At 64.1% G+C, this 14,408-nt stretch carries 11 protein-coding genes; 3 read left to right on the top strand and 8 right to left on the bottom strand.

What is annotated here, in order from left to right; all coding sequences use genetic code 11:
* Positions 1-81 precede the first annotated feature (81 nt).
* From gyrA to AXW84_RS09105, 3 genes are all read left to right on the top strand, one after another.
* Positions 82-2,655, top strand: a complete 2,574-nt coding sequence (gyrA, locus tag AXW84_RS09115; protein ID WP_068231731.1) for a DNA gyrase subunit A — start codon at positions 82-84, stop codon at positions 2,653-2,655.
* Between the two features lie 205 nt (positions 2,656-2,860).
* Positions 2,861-4,027 carry a tetratricopeptide repeat protein gene (locus tag AXW84_RS09110; protein ID WP_068231727.1) on the top strand — a complete coding sequence of 389 codons (1,167 nt, stop codon included), beginning with the start codon at positions 2,861-2,863 and terminating at the stop codon, positions 4,025-4,027.
* A gap of 1,005 nt (positions 4,028-5,032) precedes the next feature.
* A complete protein-coding gene (locus AXW84_RS09105) occupies positions 5,033-6,025 on the top strand; it encodes a hypothetical protein (RefSeq protein ID WP_068231726.1) in 993 nt (330 codons plus the stop codon).
* Positions 6,026-6,144: 119 nt separating this feature from the next.
* On the opposite strand, the gene hisIE is transcribed toward AXW84_RS09105, so the two are convergent.
* From hisIE to hisD, 8 genes are all read right to left on the bottom strand, one after another.
* Complete coding sequence (gene hisIE, locus AXW84_RS09100) at positions 6,145-6,822, bottom strand: bifunctional phosphoribosyl-AMP cyclohydrolase/phosphoribosyl-ATP diphosphatase HisIE (RefSeq protein WP_068231725.1); 678 nt, start codon at positions 6,820-6,822, stop codon at positions 6,145-6,147.
* Between the two features lie 136 nt (positions 6,823-6,958).
* On the bottom strand, positions 6,959-7,744 hold the full coding sequence (gene hisF / locus AXW84_RS09095; RefSeq protein WP_068231724.1) for an imidazole glycerol phosphate synthase subunit HisF: 786 nt from the start codon (positions 7,742-7,744) through the stop codon (positions 6,959-6,961).
* 38 nt (positions 7,745-7,782) lie between these two features.
* Positions 7,783-8,511: an HAD family hydrolase gene (locus tag AXW84_RS09090; protein WP_068231721.1), complete on the bottom strand. Its 729-nt coding sequence runs from the start codon at positions 8,509-8,511 to the stop codon at positions 7,783-7,785.
* A 69-nt stretch (positions 8,512-8,580) separates the two neighbouring features.
* Positions 8,581-9,195, bottom strand: coding sequence for a hypothetical protein (locus tag AXW84_RS09085; protein WP_068231718.1), 615 nt, complete (start codon positions 9,193-9,195; stop codon positions 8,581-8,583).
* A gap of 20 nt (positions 9,196-9,215) precedes the next feature.
* Positions 9,216-9,938, bottom strand: coding sequence for a 1-(5-phosphoribosyl)-5-[(5-phosphoribosylamino)methylideneamino]imidazole-4-carboxamide isomerase (locus tag AXW84_RS09080; protein ID WP_068231715.1), 723 nt, complete (start codon positions 9,936-9,938; stop codon positions 9,216-9,218).
* A 119-nt stretch (positions 9,939-10,057) separates the two neighbouring features.
* Positions 10,058-10,699: an imidazole glycerol phosphate synthase subunit HisH gene (gene hisH, locus AXW84_RS09075; RefSeq protein WP_082773795.1), complete on the bottom strand. Its 642-nt coding sequence runs from the start codon at positions 10,697-10,699 to the stop codon at positions 10,058-10,060.
* A gap of 76 nt (positions 10,700-10,775) precedes the next feature.
* Positions 10,776-11,882 (bottom strand): bifunctional histidinol-phosphatase/imidazoleglycerol-phosphate dehydratase HisB, encoded by a 1,107-nt coding sequence (gene hisB / locus AXW84_RS09070; protein ID WP_068231709.1) that lies wholly within the window; start codon positions 11,880-11,882, stop codon positions 10,776-10,778.
* A 59-nt stretch (positions 11,883-11,941) separates the two neighbouring features.
* Positions 11,942-14,371 carry a histidinol dehydrogenase gene (hisD, locus tag AXW84_RS26410; RefSeq protein ID WP_335339487.1) on the bottom strand — a complete coding sequence of 810 codons (2,430 nt, stop codon included), beginning with the start codon at positions 14,369-14,371 and terminating at the stop codon, positions 11,942-11,944.
* Positions 14,372-14,408: the final 37 nt, after the last annotated feature.

Raw genomic sequence — 14,408 nt, 5'->3', positions numbered from 1 at the left:
GTAACGACACGACGGCGTTCACTTCACCCCGCGGCCGGCGCGGGCCCCGGTGGGGCCCTGCGGGCCGCTCTTTTTTCAGGTATGGCAGACGGCGAAAAAATCATTCCGATCAACATCGAAGACGAGATGCGCGGGGCCTACATCGACTATTCGATGTCGGTCATCATTTCGCGGGCGCTGCCCGACGTGCGCGACGGCCTCAAGCCCGTGCACCGGCGCGTGCTCTACGGCATGAGCGAGCTGGGCGTATCCTACACCAAAGCCCACAAGAAATCGGCCCGCATCGTGGGCGAGGTGCTGGGCAAGTACCACCCGCACGGCGACAGCAGCGTGTACGACACCATGGTGCGCATGGCCCAGGACTGGAGCCTGCGCTACCCGCTGGTGGACGGCCAGGGCAACTTTGGCAGCATCGACGGCGACTCGCCGGCCGCCATGCGCTACACCGAGGCCCGCCTCAAGCGCATCGCCGATGAGCTGCTCGGCGACCTCGACAAGGACACGGTGGACTTCCAGCCCAACTTCGACGACTCGCTGGAGGAGCCGAGCGTGCTGCCGGCCAAGCTGCCGAACCTGCTGCTCAACGGCACCACCGGCATCGCCGTGGGCATGGCCACCAACATGGCCCCCCACAACCTCACGGAGGTCGTGAGCGGCATCATCGCCTACTTGGATAACCCCGACATCACCGTGGCCGGGCTCATGGAGCACGTCACGGCCCCGGATTTTCCCACCGGCGGCACCATCTACGGCTACGAGGGCGTGCGCCAGGCTTTTGAAACCGGCCGCGGCCGGGTGGTGATGCGGGCCAAGGCCCGCTTCGAAACCAGCAAAACCGGCAAGGAGCAAATCATCGTCACCGAGATTCCCTACATGGTGAACAAGGCGTCGATGATTGAGAAAACGGCCGCGCTCATCAACGAGAAGAAAATTGAGGGCATTGCCGACCTGCGCGACGAGAGCGACCGCGACGGCATGCGCATCGTGTACGACCTCAAGCGCGACGCCGTGCCGGGCGTGGTGCTTAACAACCTCTACAAGTACACCCAGCTGCAAAGCTCGTTCGGCGTGAACAACGTGTGCCTGGTGAAAGGGCGCCCGATGACGCTGAACCTGCGCGAGCTGATTCACTACTTCGTCGAGCACCGCGGCGAAGTGGTGGTGCGCCGCACCCGCTTCGAGCTGGCCGAGGCCCAGAAGCGGGCCCACATCCTCGAAGGCCTGCTGATTGCCTTGGACCACCTCGACGAGGTGATTGCCCTCATCCGCAGCTCGCGCGATGGCGACTTGGCCCGGGCCCAGCTCATTGCCCGCTTCGCCCTGAGCGAAGTGCAGGCCCGCGCCATTCTCGATTTGCGCCTGCAGCGCCTTACGGGTTTGGAGCGCGACAAAATTGTGGCCGAGTACGAGGGCCTGATGCGCGAGATTGACCACTTCCAGGCCGTGCTGGCCTCGGAGGAGCTGCAGCGCGGCATCATCAAAACCGAGCTGCTCGAGCTGCGCGACCGCTACGGCGACGCCCGCCGCACGGACATCAACTACGCCGGCGGCGACTTCTCGACCGAGGACATGATTGCCGACGAGGCCATGGTCATCACCGTAAGCCGCGAGGGCTACGTCAAGCGCACCAACCTGGACGAGTACCGGGCCCAGGCCCGCGGCGGCCTGGGGGCCCGCGGGGCCCTGAGCAAGAAGGACGACTTCACGGAGCACATGTTCGTGGCCACCACCCACGAGTACTTGCTCTTCTTCACGGAGCTGGGCCGCGTGTTCTGGCTGAAGGTGTACGAGGTGCCGGAAGGCGGGAAGGCCACCAAGGGCTTGCCCATCCAGAACCTGATTGAGATTCCGCGCGAGGACAAGATCCGCTCGGTGCTCAACGTGCGGGGCCTCAAGGACCCGGACTACCTGGAGAACACCTTCCTCATGTTCTGCACCGAGCAGGGCACGGTGAAGAAAACCCCGCTGGAGGCCTATTCGCGCCCCCGCACGGCGGGCATCAACGCCATCACCATCAACGAAGGCGACCGCATCCTCGACGTGCAGCTGCTGGCCCCCAACGCCGAAGTGGTGCTGGCCCTGCGCTCGGGCCGCACCGTGCGCTTCAACGAAGCCAAGGTGCGGGCCATGGGCCGGGCGGCGGCCGGCGTGCGTGGCATCACCTTGTCCGAGGCCCCCGGCGACCGGGTGGTGGGCATGGTCTGCATCGCCGACCCCACCCAGGAGTTGCTGGTGGTGAGCGAGAACGGCTACGGCAAGCGCAGCGCCCTCGACGAATACCGCATCACCAACCGCGGCGGCAAGGGCGTGCGGGCCATGAACATCACCGACAAAACCGGTCCGCTGGTGACCATCAAGGACGTGAACGACACGGACGACTTGATGATCATCAACAAATCGGGTATCACCATCCGTTTGCGGATGAGTGACTTGCGCACCATCGGCCGGGCTACCCAGGGCGTGCGCCTGCTGAAAATCGGGACCAACGACGCCATCTCGTCGGTGGCCAAGGTCACGGCCGACGACGCCGAAGCCGTGGAACTGGTGGACGGGCTGCCCTTGGAGGGCCCCGACGACGCGGTGGGGGCCCCCGTGGCCGCCCCGCGGGCGCCCGATGCCACCCTGGATGCGTTGGGTACCGATGCGGGGGAATAGGGCCCGGTAGGTTTTTGCGCATGAAAAGTAGGAGGGGAGCGGGGCATTTGCCGCGCTCCCTTTACTTTTGGGCAGCCAACGGCGCGCTTTTTGCGTTTTAGGTAGCCCCGGTCCCGTGGGCGCCGGGCGTTGCTTCTTTTCTTTCACCCCGCCGGGCGCGCCGCGCCCGGAGTCACCGCGCTTCGGCGCGCAACTGTTTTTCTTTATGAAGAAAATTCTTTCGACCCTGGCCGTGGCCGCTGCTTTGGCCGCTGCGGCGCCCCACGCGGCGCAGGCCCAGAACTCGGCCGTGACCAACGCGCTGCTGAACCAGAAAACCGGCCTGCTCGACAAGGCCCGCACTGACATCGACAAGGCGGTGCTCGACCCCAAAACCAGTGGCAAGGCCAAAACCTGGTACACCCGCGGCGACATTTACGTCCAGATGCTGACCAGTCCCATCTACAGCAAGCAGCTGCAGCCGGGTGAGGGCCTGCAAAAGGCATCCGAGTCGTTCAATAAAACCATTGAGCTGGACACCAAAACCGGCGAGTACGGCAAGCTGGCCGTGCCTCAGCTCCAGAACCTCTACGGCCAGGCCTTCAACGCCGGCGTGGAGGCCTACAACGCCAAGGACTACGACAAGGCCATTACCAATTACCAGCTGGCCTCGAAGCTTAACCCGACTGATACCACCGCCGTGCTGTACTCGGCCTACGCGCAGGAGGCCAAGCAGGATTTCACCGGCGCCAAAGCAACTTACAACCAGCTGCTGGGCATGGAGGCTTACAAGGCCAAGCCGGCCCCGGTGCAGGTCTACAACCGCCTGATCCAAATTGCCCGCCAGGACAAGAACGAGGCCGAGGCCAACAAGGTGCTGCAGCAGGCCTTGGCGGCGTACCCCAATAACAAAAACTTCATGCTCGAAGAGTTGAACGTGTACTTAAGCACGGGCCGCGGCAAGGAGGCGATTGACAAGATCAATAAGGCCATTGCTGCCGACCCAGCCAACGCGTCGAACCTGTACGCGGTGCTCGGTTCGGTGTACGACTCGAACAAGCAGCCCGCCGAAGCCCTGGCTGCGTACCAGAAAGCCGTGGCCGCCGACCCCAACAACTTCGACGCGCAGTACAACTTGGGGGTATACAACTACAACAAGGCAGCCGAAGCTTACACCAAGGCCAGCAAAATGGACTTGAAAACCTACCAAGTGTCGGGCAAAAAATACGAAGCCCAAGGCAAGAAGTACTTTGAGGATAGCGTGCCGTACTTCGAGAAGGCGTTGCAAATCAAGCCCGACGACACGGCTACCATGCAAACCTTGCAAAAAGTATACTTCCGCCTCGGCCGCACTGCCGATTCGGAGCGTCTCAGCGCCAAGCTGAAAAAGTAGTCCATTTCCATTTGCGGTCTGCGTAAAAAAGGCCCGGCCGTCGCTTCACGGCCGGGCCTTTTTATGTTGGCGCCCTAGGTGGAATCGGGAAGAGAGGGTTCAGTGGTTAACGCGTAGCACGGAGCGTTAAAGGCGTGTCAATTTAACATAATATAAATTATAAGACAAATACTGGTTTTGCCGTTCCGCTCGCTGATCGTCCGTTGTCGCCGCTCTGTCGCCGCTCTGTCGCCGCTTTTTCTACTGTGCCGATAACGCGTCTTTTGGCTGGGGCTGACCAGATTCCACGGCGTGGTCACCTTGCTGGTATGGCCCTCAAATCTGTTCCCCGGCGTAGAAACCTGTGCCACATCCACAACTTAAACCTGCGAATCCGTACTTTTAAAATGCCCGAAGCTCCCGTGCTTGCCCTCGGTTTCGCGGCTAGCGAGCTTATTGTGCCTTAAGCTTGGTATTTTCTGTGCGATTGTAATACATCTGGGTAATATCGTTTGTTTGTGGTATAACACTAATATGGCTTTAACCTAATCCGTATGATGTCTTGGTGCTTAGTTATAGCATCGGGTGCTGCTTTTACGGCTTTGCATCTAAAGCTTCTTGAGCTGCTTCAGTAACGGGGTCGCCTTGATTTTCTAAATGGGTGTCCCCTGCCGGATGTTAAAAAGCCTGTAGCTTGAGCATTGACGGTTTATAGGTGAAGATCTACGCCAATCGCTCTGCGCTCACCTTGGGTAACGGTAAAAGAGTGCTGTGCCCTATACGCGAAGTTATCCGCGCAACGGGGCGTTTATATTCATAGGTTGTGGATTTGGTATAAGATAGAGCACAAGGTAATAAGTCTGGTAAGGGATTACGCAACAAAAAAGTGATTACTAGGGTAAAAGTCTAAAAAAGTATAAAATATATACGATATTTTATACTTTTTTAGACTTTATATAAATACTAACTTTTTTTTTCTTTGACTGTATAATATACACGTACTTTATACTCTCCAACCTTAATACCATGCCTAAGCTTATAGACTATCCTCGCACGACTTATGCCAGTGCCTGGGAAGTGGCAGAAGTAGTAGACGACACCGGCGGCAAGTGTGCCCTTGAAACCTGTGCTCGCAAGCTTGACCGCAAGGTTAGCGGCTCATTTAAAGCTATTGTTGGATCAGCCGTTAAGTTTGGCCTGCTCACAAGCAAACGGGAATTGCTGAGCACCACCACCCTGTTCCGCCGTATTAAGCACGCCTACGACAAACAGGAGGAACTACTGTTCCACCGGGAAGCCTTCCTAACGCCGCCCTTGTTTACGCAGCTGTGCCGCAAGTTCCGCCAGCGGGAATTACCCGTGCAGATGCTGGACGTGATGCTCATCCGCGAATTCGACGTGGAAGAGATCAACGCCGCGGCCGTGGCCAAGGCTTTTGCGGAAGGCGCCCGCGCCGTTGGCCTGCTCGATGAGCACAACACCGTAGCCGACATCGACCAATTGGCCGCACAAGCCCCGCCCCGCCGTGAACTGGCCTCCCCTGCACCGGCGACCAATTCCTTTCGCGCAGCCACCACAACCAGCGGCAATGAGTCTGAGGGGGGAACAGAAGAAATAGAAGAAGCAATCGTTCCAATGCAGGCCCCACCGCATTCGTCCCGTAGCACCCCAGCACCGGGGACAGCCTCTACTACAGATGCTGTAGCAAGCTTATTTGGACTGGGGGGAGCGGAACCCGAAGCACCCCGCGTAGCGCCAGTGCCAGCCGCAACTGCCGCACCACGCCCGGCACCTACTCCCGTGCCAGTACAATCGGCTGCTACCCGGCCTGCCCCGCCCGCAGCCCGGCCTTTGACGCTATCAGCGGCGCTGCCTACCCCGCCGGCGCCAGCCGGTACACAGTTTACGGTTCGGATCACCGGGCCGGGTATCGATACGCAGCTAGAGATTACTCACGAGGACGACTTACTGCTTGTACAAGGGTTTCTGGAGAAAATACGGCGTCAGTTAAGGGGGTAAATTGATTATTTTAAAATTATGTTAAACAGGATTAACCTGAATAGCCAGCAATACAGTGACCAAAAAGGCCCGGCTGCATTCATGCGACCGGGCCTTTTTATTCTTAACACCTAAAGCCGCTAGCCTTCGCCCCGGCGGGGCCCCAGGTGCCGGGCCTGTAACGTGGCCAACACCTCCGCCAACGGCACACCGGTGGCCACCAGCAACACCAAGAGGTGAAACAGCAAGTCGGCTACCTCGCCGGGCAGCGTGTCGCGGTGGCCGGCCACCGCGTCGATGACGGTTTCCACGGCCTCCTCCCCTACTTTCTGGGCGATTTTGGGCAGGCCTTTGGTGAACAGCGACACGGTGTAGGAGCCCGGCGCGGCCCCCGGGTTGGTGCGGCGGTCCACAATCAGGCGCTCCAGGCCGGCCAGGAAGCCCACCGGGGCCACGGGAGCCACGGCCTCTAGGCCCGGCTGCTCGAAGCAGCTGGTGAAGCCCCGGTGGCAGGTGGGGCCCGCCGGCCGGGCGCGCACCAGCACGGTATCAGCGTCGCAGTCGATGTGCAGGCTCACGACTTCCAAGAAGTTGCCGCTGCTTTCGCCCTTGGTCCACAACCGGTTTTTGGAACGGGAAAAGAACGTGACGCGCTGCTCACGCCGGGTTTGGGCCCAGGCGTCGGCGTTGACGTAGCCCAGCATGAGCACCTGCCCGGTGTCGGCGTCTTGCACCACGGCGGGCGCTAGGCCGGTGGCGGCGTCGAAGCGCAGCGCATCGAGCGGAACAAGGGTATTGGAAGCAAAGCCAGTGGCCATGGTACAAACAGTAGTAATAAGAACGGTGCGTTCAGCAAGTCCGCGCCGCAGGACGGCGGGGCCCCAAAGCACCAGAAAGCAGCAAAGTTCGTCCTGCGGCGCCACTTGGGCCGCCGGAACCCCAGCGGCAGGGCCCCTACCCGACCGGGCGCATGGCCACGCCTTCACCCAGCAGGTAGGTTTTGAGGCGGGCTACCGACAAGTCGCCGAAGTGGAACACGCTGGCGGCCAGGGCCGCATCGGCCCCGCCAGGGGCCAGCACGTCGCGGAAGTGCGGGGCCGCCCCCGCCCCGCCCGAGGCCACTACCGGCACGCCCACGGCCGCCGCCACGGCCCGGGTCAGGCCCAAGGCGTAGCCGTCGCGGGTGCCGTCGTGGCTCATGGAGGTGAGCAGCAGCTCGCCGGCGCCGCGGTCGGCGGCCTCGCGGCACCAAGCCACGGCCTCGCGCCCGGCGGCCTGGCGGCCACCGTGGGTGTACACCTCCCAGGCCTCGTCGGCAGGGCCCGCAGCGGCGGCGTTGGTTTGGCGGGCGTCCACGGCCACCACGATGCACTGGCTGCCGAAGCGCCGGGCCAGCGCGTCGATCAACCCCGGCTCGCGCAATACCGAGGAATTCAGGCTCACCTTGTCGGCCCCGCTCAGCAGCAGGGCCTCCACGTCGGCCACCGCCCCGATGCCCCCGCCCACGGTGAAAGGAATGTTGACCTCGCGGGCCACGTTGCGCACCAGCTCAATCAGGGTGCGGCGCTTTTCCACGGTGGCCGTGATGTCGAGCAACACCAGCTCGTCAATGCCCTCCTGGGCGTAGCGGGCGGCCAGGGCCACGGGGTCACCGGCGTCGCGCAGGTTCACGAAGTTCGTGCCCTTGACGGTGCGGCCGTTCTGCACGTCGAGGCAGGCAATGAGGCGTTTAGTGAGCATCGAACAGGATAAAAACAGGTAAACGAAAGAAAAGGAAACTACACCGCCGGGGCCCCCACCGCGGCGGACCGGCTGGTGATGGTTTGCAAAACAGCTGGCAGTGACGCCAGGTCCGTGATTTCGGGCACGTGGGCCAACGGCCGGGGGGCCCCGGTGCGGTTGAGCCACACAGGTCGGATGCCCACCCCCAGTGCCCCCAGCACGTCGGCCGTCCAGTTGTCGCCCACCAGCACCGTTTCCGCCGGCCGGGCCCCCAACCGCGCCAGGGCCACTTGGAAAATGCGCGGGTCGGGTTTCAGCACGCCCACGTCTTCGGAGGTAATCAAAGCATCGACCAACTGAGTCATGCCCAAATGGCGCAATTTATCCACTTGTTCCGCCGTGCGGTTGTTGGTGACGATGCCAATGCGGTAGTGCGGCTTCAAGGCTTCGAGCAGGGCCCGGGCCCCGGGCAGCGGCCGACGCAGTTGCTGGTAGCGCCCGTAATGGGCTTGCGCAATGGCCGGCACCTCCGCCGCCCCCACCCCGTAGGGCCCCAGCAAGCGCTCGAACCGGAGTTGGCGCGCCTCCTCGTACGTGTAGCGACCGGCCAGCAACTGCGCGTGAATCACTTCCAGCAATTCGCTGTAGTGCTGGTAGAGGGCCTCCGAATCGGCCGCCTGCAACCGCGCATCCGCCGCAGCCGTGGCGGCCAGCGCCGCCCGGGCCGTGCCGATGTGGTCAAACAGCGTGTCGTCCAGGTCGAAGAGCACGGTGGTTAGGGACACGGGCGCAGACGAAGGGAGCGACGGCGGCAACATGGCAGCGGAAACGTGAAGCAAGACAGAATTACAAACTCAACCGACTTGCCGAACCGCTTGTTGCAGTTGTTTCACCAGCCGGGCCCCAACGTATTGCCGGAAGGGCGTGCCGCCGCGGTGACGGCCCCGGTAATAAACATCCCAATAGCTAGCAACCCGCCCTTGGGTACGCTGCCAAAAACGCGGATTCTCCCGGATGAGTCCGACGTAGCCATTTAATAATTCAAGAGTTAAGTTGGCTTCCAACACCTCTAGAATTTCCTTTACGTAGTCGCCTAACAAACTGAATACAAAGGGCATGGCAAGCGCCTCAACCGGCCCAGCCAAGAGCAGCTCCAACCTGCGCTGGCGCACAAACCCGTTGTGGTGCCGCAGGTAGATGCAGTGGAGGATGCTACGCTGCCGGTGCGTCAGGGCTTCCTCTGTTGCAAATGTTGCCAACGACGGCTCAGCAAAATAGACGCGGTAAGGTACCCGCACCTGGTAGCCGTTAACAAACAGGATTTCCGCTTCCTTCGTGACGAGCCGCGCTACAGCATCGCTGTTATTGTCATGCAACTGTTCTTGGTTGGCAAGCGGCAGGGCTTGAAAAACAAGGTCCAGTTCCGTCCGCGCTACTGTAGGAAACGCGGCGTACAACAGGCTGGTCATCAGTTGCTGAGCAAATAAACTCACCGTGCCAACTCCCCCCGCAATTCTTCCTCCGTAATCGTGCCCTCGTACAGGGCCTTGCCGATGATGGCCCCGGCCATGCCCACCGCCCGCAACGCGGCCACGTCGGCCACGGTCGTGACGCCGCCGCTGGCCACGAGCTGCGCCGCGGGGTACTGCTGCCGCAGCGTGGTATAGGTGGCGGTGGCGGGGCCCTGGAGCTGGCCGTCGCGGCTCACGTCGGTGCAAATGAAGGTGGTGGCCCCGGCCACCAGGTAGGCGGCGATGAAGGCGGGCAGCGTTTGGGTGGACTGCTCCGTCCAGGCGCTCACGGCGATGTAGTCGCCCTTAAAATCGGCCCCGATGATGATCCGCTCGGACCCAAACCGGGCCAGCCACTCCCCGACCAGCGCCGGGTCGCGGGCGGCGATGCTGCCGGCCGTGAGCTGGGCCGCGCCCGCCGCAAAGGCCTGCTCGGCCGCCGCCGTGGTCTGGATGCCCCCGCCAAAGTCGATGCGCAGGCCGGTGTGCCGGGCCAGGCGCTCGAGCACCGCCAGCTGGCGCGGCTCCCGGGCCCGGGCCCCGTCGAGGTCGACCAGGTGCAGGCGGGTGGCCCCCAGCTGCTCGAAGTGCTGGGCCTGGGCCAGGGGGTCGGCGGAATACGTGGTCTGGCGGGCGAAGTCGCCGCCCGTCAGGCGCACGCACGCGCCGTTAATTAGGTCGATGGCGGGGATGAGGTCCATGGGAATCGGGGGCCCCGGCGGGCGGTGGCCGGCGGCGTTGGTTAATAAGGAATCAAGGAGGGCTACCTGGGCGGAGTTGGCCGGCCACCCGGCGGCGAACGGACAGCGGCTTGGCCGGCCTATAAGTCGCCGTGCAGGAAATTGCGCAGGATTTGCTCGCCCACGGGGCCGCTCTTCTCGACGTGGAACTGCAGCCCGTAGAAGTTGCGGTGGCGCACGCCGGCGCTGAACGGCACCCCGGCCGGGTAGCTGGCCTGGGCAATGGTGTAGTCGCCCACCGGGGCATAGTAGCTGTGCACGAAATACACGTAGTCGGCCGCGCTGGGGGCCCCAGTGCCTGCCACCGGGGGCCCCGCCAAGCCCGCAAACAGCGGCCCTTGCAGGTCGTGGAGGTTGTTCCAGCCCATGTGGGGCACCTTGTGGGCCGCGTCCGGGGGCGTGAAGCGCGCTACCTCGAAGGGCAGCATGCCCAGCAGCTCGGTGCCGCCGGCGGGGCCCTCGGCGCTGCGGCGGCCCAGCAGCTGCATGCCCAGGCAGATGCCCAGGAACGGCTGCGTGAGCGTGGGCAGCACCTCGTGCAGGCCGGTGGCGCGCAGCGCCGCCATGGCCGACGAGGCCTCCCCTTCGCCCGGGAACAGCACTTTATCGGCCGCCCGCAACACGTCCACCTCGTCGGTCAGCACGGCCTCCACGCCCAGCCGCTCCAGGGCAAACAACACGGACTGGACGTTACCGCCCTGATAATTCACAACCGCTACCATAACCAAATGCGTAAATAAACAAAGCACAGCCATACACAAATGGGATTAATTCATTTGTATATAATCGGGCCCAATGCTACAGAATACCCTTTGTGCTCGGGATGGCCGAGCTGGCGTCGCGGGCCACCGCCATTTTGATGGCCTTGGCCACGGCCTTGAAGACGGCTTCGATCTTGTGGTGCTCGTTGTCGCCCCGGCAGGAAATGTTGAGTGTGGCCCGGCTGGCGTCGGTGAAGCTCTTGAAAAAGTGAAAGAACAGCTCCGTGGGCAAATCACCCACTTTCTCGCGCTTGAACTCCGCGTCCCACACCAGCCACGGGCGGCCCGAAAAGTCGATGGCCGCCTGGGCCAGGGCCTCGTCCATGGGCAACAAAAAGCCGTAGCGGGCCAGCCCGCGCTTGTCGCCCAGGGCCTTGTCGAAGGCCTGGCCCAGGGCCAGGGCCGTGTCCTCCACGGTGTGGTGCTCGTCGATGTGCAAATCCCCTTTTACCCTTATGAATAAATCCGAGCCGCTGTGTTTACCCAATTGTTCCAACATGTGATCAAAGAACCCCAGCCCAGTATGGATGTCGGTCTGGCCCGTACCGTCAAGGTTGAGCCGGATTTCAATCTGGGTTTCGTTGGTGTCGCGCTGCACCACGGCTACCCGCGCCGGGTAGCGCAGGAAGCGGTAGATTTCGTCCCAGTCCGTGGTGCTCAGCGCGGCTTCTGCGTCGGGCTCCGCGTTCACTAGGATGGCCCGCGCCCCCAGGTTGTGGGCCAGCTGCACGTCGGTGCGGCGGTCGCCGATGACGAAGGAGCCCGCCAAGTCGTAGCCGCTGGCCGCGCCCAGGTACTGGCCCAGCATCCCGGTGCCGGGCTTGCGAGTGGGCAGGTTATCGGCAGGGAAACTGCGGTCGACGTGCTCGGCGGCGAAGCGCACGCCCTCCCCTGCCAGGATGTCCAGCATGAGTTGGTGCGCGGGCCAGAACGTGTCCTCCGGGAAGCTGGCCGTGCCCAGGCCGTCCTGGTTGCTCACCAGCACCAGCTCGTAGCTGGGCAGCTCGCGGGCAATGCGCGCCAGGCCGCTGATGGCGCCGGGCACAAACTGGAACTTATCCGGCGTGAGGCCGTCAATTTGCTGGCTGGGCTGCGGCTCAATCAAAATGGTGCCGTCGCGGTCGATGAACAGGGCCTTCTTCAAATCAATTACTATTTAACAGGTAGCGGTTAACAAGTACAACGGGCCCGGGGGCCCCGGCGTCAGGCGTTGCCCACCAGGGCCCCCAGCCCAGCGTCGGCCGTGGCGGGGTGCTCCTCCCCGATGGCGCGCAGGGCGTCGGCGAGCTGCTCGTTTTCGGCGGGCGTGCCCACGGTCAGGCGCAGGCACCCCGCGCAACCCGGTTGCGTGGTGCGGTTGCGCACCACGATGCCGCGGGCCCGCAGCGCGTCGTACACCGCCGTGGCGTCGGGGCGGAAACGGACCAGCAGGAAGTTGGCGTCCGAGGGGAACACGTGTTCGACCACGGGCAAGTCGTGCAGTTCTTCCGTCAGCCAGGTGCGGCCGGCCAAAATTTGCTGGCGCAGGGCCGGCAGGCGGGCGGCGGCGCCCAGGGCGGCCAGGGCCAGCTGCTGGGTGTTTTCGGAGAGGTTGTAGGGGGGCTTGATTTTGTTCAGGTAGCCGACGATGTCCGGCGAGGCGTAGGCCACGCCCAGGCGCAGGCCAGCCAGGCCCCAGGCCTTGGAGAACGTCTGGAGCACCACCAGGTTGGGGAATTCGGCCAGGCGCGTGGTCCAGCTCGGGGCTCCGGCGAAGTCGCCGTAGGCCTCGTCCACTACCACCAGGCCCCGGGACCGGCGCAGCACCTGCTCCACGGCGGCCGGGTCCAGCAGGTTGCCGGTGGGGTTGTTGGGCGAGCAGAGGAAGGCGATTTTGGCCGATGAGCGGGCCAGCTGCTCGACGGTTTCGGGCGCAAGCTGGAAGTCGGCCGTGAGCGGCAGGCGCTCCACGCGCACGTCGTTGAGGTTGGCGGCCACCTCGTACATGCCGTAGGTGGGCGGCAGCACGGCGATGGCGTCCTGGCCCGGCACGCAGGTGAGGCGCACGAGCAAGTCGATGGGCTCGTCGGAGCCGTTGCCGAGGAAAATCTGAGCCGGGGCCACGCCCTTGAGCGGGGCCAGCGCCGCCTTCACGGCCCGCTGCTGCGGGTCGGGGTAGCGGTTGAACACCCGGTCGCCGACCGAGCCGAAGCTGTTTTCGTTGGCGTCGAGCATCACCGCGGCCGCGCCTTCAAACTCGTCGCGGGCCGACGAGTACGGCTGCATCCGGCGGATGCTGGGCCGCACCAGGGCCCCCAGGTCAAAGGCCGGGGCCACTTCAGGTTCTGCGGTAGCTTGCTGCGGCTGCTCCAGGCTTTCGCGGCGCAGGGCCACGGCGCGGGCGTGGGCGTGCAGGCCCTCGGCTTCGGCCATCGTTTCCACCACCGGGGCCAGGGCTTGCACCCCGGCAGCGGTGAGGCGCTGGTAGGTGATTTTCTTCACGAACGAGTCGAGCGACACGCCGCTGTACTGCCGGGCGTAGCCGCCGGTGGGCAGCGTGTGGTTGGTGCCAGAGGCGTAGTCGCCCACGGCCTCGGGCGTGAGGTGGCCCAAAAACACGGAGCCGGCGTTGGTGACGCCCGCGGCCAGCGCCTCGGGGTCGGCCACGGCCAAAATCAGGTGCTCGGGGGCGTACCGGTTGGAGAACTCCAGCATCGCGGCGGGGCCCGCCAGCAGCACGGCGCGGCTTTCGGCCAGGGCCCGGGCGGCCACGTCGCGGCGCGGCAGGGCGGCCAGTTGGGTTTCTACTTCCGCCTGTACCTTATATAAGGTGTCCTCCGAATCGGTGAGCAGCACGACTTGCGAGTCGGGGCCGTGCTCGGCTTGTGAGAGCAAGTCGGCGGCCACGAAGGCGGGGTTGGCGCTGGCGTCGGCGATGACGAGCACTTCCGATGGCCCTGCCGGCATGTCGATGGCCACGCCGTAGCGGGCGGCGGCCAGCTGCTTGGCGGCCGTCACGTAGCGGTTGCCGGGCCCGAAAATCTTGTCCACCGCCGGCACCGACGCCGTGCCCAGCGCCAGCGCGGCCACGGCCTGGGCCCCGCCGGCCTTCACCACGGTGGTGATGCCCAATAGCTGGGCCACGAACAGAATGACCGGGCTCACGGTGCCGTCGGCCTGCGGCGGGGTGCACACCACCACCTCGGGGCAGCCGGCCAGGCGGGCCGGCACGCCCAGCATCAGCAGCGTGCTGAAGAGCGGGGCCGAGCCGCCCGGCACGTACAGGCCCACCCGCTGCACGGGCACCGACCGGCGCCAGCACGTCACGCCCGGCTGGGTTTCGACGGGGGCTTCCACCGCCCGCTGGGCGGCGTGGAAGGTTTCGATGTTGGCCTTGGCCTGGCGGATGGCGGCTTGCAGCGCGGCCGGCACCAGGGCCCCGGCGGCGGCAAATTCGGCGGCGCTCACGCGCAAATCCGTCACGGCGGCGCGGTCCAGCTCCTGGGCCAGCTGGCGCAGGGCGTCGTCGCCACCGGCGGCTACTTGGGCAAAGATTTCTTGCACGCGGGCGGCCACGGCGGTGCTTTCGGCCGCGGCGGGGCGGGCCAGCAGGGGGCCCCAGGCGGCGGGTGCGGGGGTGCGGTAGGTTTGCATGAGACAGTGAACAGTTTTCAGTTAACAGTTAGCAGTC

The organism is Hymenobacter sp. PAMC 26628, from assembly GCF_001562275.1.
Taxonomy (GTDB): domain Bacteria; phylum Bacteroidota; class Bacteroidia; order Cytophagales; family Hymenobacteraceae; genus Hymenobacter.
The sequence above is the reverse complement of the archived record's forward strand: the minus strand, read 5'-3'. Positions and strand labels throughout refer to the sequence as shown.